At 73.5% G+C, this 3431-nt stretch carries 3 protein-coding genes; 2 read left to right on the plus strand and 1 reads right to left on the minus strand.

All coding sequences use genetic code 11. From position 1 onward, the window contains the following. On the plus strand, positions 1-919 hold a 919-nt coding region (locus BFF77_RS29940; RefSeq protein ID WP_425424444.1), incomplete at its 5' end, for a serine hydrolase. 674 nt (positions 920-1593) lie between these two features. Next, positions 1594-2088: a DUF5954 family protein gene (locus BFF77_RS29945; protein ID WP_066956207.1), complete on the plus strand. Its 495-nt coding sequence runs from the start codon at positions 1594-1596 to the stop codon at positions 2086-2088. A gap of 52 nt (positions 2089-2140) precedes the next feature. Here the strand turns inward: BFF77_RS29945 and BFF77_RS29950 are convergent, their stop codons facing one another. Continuing rightward, complete coding sequence (locus BFF77_RS29950) at positions 2141-2869, minus strand: class I SAM-dependent DNA methyltransferase (protein WP_066956210.1); 729 nt, start codon at positions 2867-2869, stop codon at positions 2141-2143. Between the last annotated feature and the right edge of the window lie 562 nt (positions 2870-3431).

The raw sequence follows: 3431 nt of genomic DNA on the forward strand, positions 1-3431 counted from the left end.
CGCCGGTTGGGTGGCGACGGGCGGTTTCCTCATGACCACCGGTGGCGACGCGCCCGCCGAGCCGGCCTCCGACGCGCTCACGGCGTCCCCCCGGCCGCGGCCGGCGGCCGTGTCCCTGCCGCTGCCGCGGGCGATGGGCGCGCTGCGGTCCCGTGAGGTCGGCCCCGAGCCCGAGCCGGGGCCCACGGCCGATCCGGACGAGACGCTGGCCGCGCGGCTCGGACCGGTCGTGAGGTCCACCTCGGCCTCGCTCTCGCTGGCGGTGCTCGATCCCGAGGACGGCCGCACAGCTTCGTACGGTGTCCGCGCCGGGACCACGTACGACGCGGCGAGCATCGTCAAGGTCGACATCCTGGTGGCCCTGCTGCTCCACGCGCAGGACGAGGACCGCAGGCTCACGGAGGGCGAGAGGGCCTACGCGACCTCGATGATCCAGGTCAGCGACAACGCCTCGGCGGACGCGCTGTGGACCGTGATCGGCGGCGCGCCGGGTCTGGACGCGGCGAACCGCAGGCTGGGACTGACCTCGACCACGGCCGGAGGCGATGGGCTGTGGGGGCTGACCCAGACCACCGCCTCGGACCAGCTCGTCCTGCTCTCCGCCGTGTTCGGCGACGACTCCGCGTCGGCCCTGAGCGCGGCCTCGCGCGCCTATGTACAGGAGCTGATGGCCGGGACGGCGGCGGACCAGGACTGGGGGGTGTCCGCCGCCGGACCGGCCACCGGGCTCAAGAACGGCTGGCTGCCGCGGACCGCGACCGGTCTGTGGGACATCAACAGCATCGGGCGCATAACGGTCGACGGACACGGCTATCTGCTGGCGGTGCTGTCCCGCGGAAGTGTCAGCAAGGAGGCGGGGATAGCGCTGGTGGAGAAGGCGGCGGGTACGGCGGTGCCGGCCCTGGGCGAGCCGGCGTAGCGGAACGCGGCGCGCCTCTGCCGCGCCGCTCGGCCGAGCGCGGTCGCGCCGGGCGCTCCCGGCCCGCGAAGATCGACCGGACAGGGCCTGGGGCCTCTCGTTCGGATCTTGCCGGGCTCGCATGCCCCGGCACCGCCATGAGCCGCTGCCGCGCCGGGCGCTCCCCGATCCGGCCGGATCCGAACGAAAGACCCTGGCGCGTCGCGAAGCGCGTCAGGACGGTCATCGTCGGGCGGAGGTTCCGTACGACCGGCACATGCCGCAGGACCGGCTGCACGGCGCCGTAGTACACGCCCCGGCCGCGCGGGAGCGGTATCTCGCGGACCTCCGTGATGCGCGGATGCGCGCCGCGGACCTTGCGCAGCTCGCCCGCGTCCATGCCCCGGGGCATCGGCGGGACGGCGAAGCCCCGGGCGGTTGTCACACCGCCGCGCGTCGTACGGGCGCTGAACCACCTCGGCACTCTCGCCGTCGTCCATGGCGCAACGCTCCCCGCGCTTGTTCGACCGCCTCCGTGCCGTACATGCCTCTCGCACACCCATTCAACCGCGTCCCGCCTGCGGTTATGGCATCGTTGAGTGGCGAATTCGTATGACGGAAAGATGGCCGGATTTCCACCGGATGATCCTCGTATCTGTGCCGCGCGGACCGCCGTCATACGGCACTCTGCTCGTATGAGCGCGAACTCGGACGAGACGGCGGACGGCCTATTCGACGAAGCGGCCGCGCGGCGGCTGCTGGAGCTGGGCACGCGTGAGGAGGCGCTGAGACGCGCCTTCCCGGTGGACGGCCCGGACCTGGATCCGGTGTCCGTCGCGCACTACACCGGATACGCCGCGATGCTCCATGAGGACCGCGGCTGGCGGCAGCTCTTTCCCGCTGTCGCGGCCGAGGAGGAGGCGCGGCTGGATCTCCGTGATGTCCTGCTGGTACGGGCCGCGAACGGCGGTGAGCTGGGCCGGCGCTTCGCACGGGCGGCCGAGGCCGTCGCACGCGGCGAGGACCAGGTGATCATCGGCGAGGACGTCTACCGCGTCGTACGGGTCGAGCAGACCGTCATCATGACGGCCCACGGCCCGCAGCCGCCACGCCCGCACGACCAGGAGTTCCCCGAGGTGCTCGACGAGCGCCCGGGGCCGCGCGGTCCTGGCCGGCCCCTGGACGACTGACCACCGGAGGGCTGACCGCGCCGGAGGGGCGGCCCGGCCTGCCGGGCCCGGCTCATGTCCGGCGCGCGACCACCAGGGCGCAGCGGGGGCTGCCGTCGGGCCGGTGGCCGAGATCGGACAGGGGCAGCAGCCCGGTCGTGAATCCCGCGCCGGCCAGTTCGTCCAGCACGTCCGGCAGCCGGAAGGTGCGGTAGTACATGACGAACGACGGATGCCAGAGCAGATTGCGCAGCCGCATCGCCGTGTCGAAACCCCAGAGGGCCCAGTAGAGCCCGGAGCCGACCCGGGGCGGCGCGGGCACGGGGAACACGAGCAGACCGTCCGGCCGGAGGGCGGCACGCGCCTGCGTGAACACCTCCCGCCGCTCGGCCGGCAGGAAATGACCGAACGCGCCGAAGCTCACGGCGAGATCGAACGCGGGCGCGAGAGGCAGGGCGCGCACGTCGGCCCGTACCCACTCCACCGCCGGCGCGCCGGGAAGATCCGGCATGGCGGACCTGGCGGCGGCGAGCATGCCCGCGCTGAAGTCGACGCCGACGATCCTCTCGTCGCAGAGCCGCCGCAGCACTCCCGTCCCGGCGCCGGTGCCGCAGCAGAGGTCGACTCCCCTGCGGAACGGGCCGAGCGGCCGGACGGTACGCACCACCGCGTCCAGCACCTGGTCCGGCGTACGGAACGGTGTCCGGTCGAACTTCGGCGCCAGCAGGTCGTAGCCGTGCTCGACGGACGAGAGCGCCTGGACGGCGAGTTCACGAAGGGTCGGGCCCTGAGGGGAGAACATCGCGGGCCAGCCTAACCACTCCCGGCCGCTGTGGCGAAGGCGACCGCGTGGAGCGCCGACGCGGCCCGGGGAGCCGCGGCGACGGCTGCTCGGACGGCGTCGTGGACGGGGCCGCCGCGGGCGCGGTGTCCGGGAACGGGGCGCCGGTCATCCGCTCTTGCCGGGGCGCGGCCACGTCCTGTGGCCGATCTTGCCGTCCTGCCTCCGGGCCGGTGCGCGCGGCGGCGCCGGACGGCGGAGATCACCCGCCGTCCGGCGGGTGCCACATCTCACAAAGGTGCCACGAGCCGCAGGAACCGGCCCGCGCCAGGGGTGTTCAAACCTCGCGACCGCGACGCATCGGCGGATTTCATACGATCGCAACGCTGTGATCTCGACAGATACCCCCGCGTGGTGTCAGTCTCCCGCCATGCACCTCACCGCCCGAAGCTTTCTCCCCGCCGTCCTCGTCCTCGCCGTCGCCGCGGCCACCGGCTGCGCGCCGCAGGAGACGTCGACGTCGGACGAGTCCTCCGCCTCCGCGTCCTCCTCCGCGCAGTCCGCCGCGTCCTCGTGCGACGCG

The organism is Streptomyces lushanensis (assembly GCF_001700515.1).
In the GTDB taxonomy this organism is placed as follows: Bacteria; Actinomycetota; Actinomycetes; order Streptomycetales; family Streptomycetaceae; genus Streptomyces; species Streptomyces lushanensis.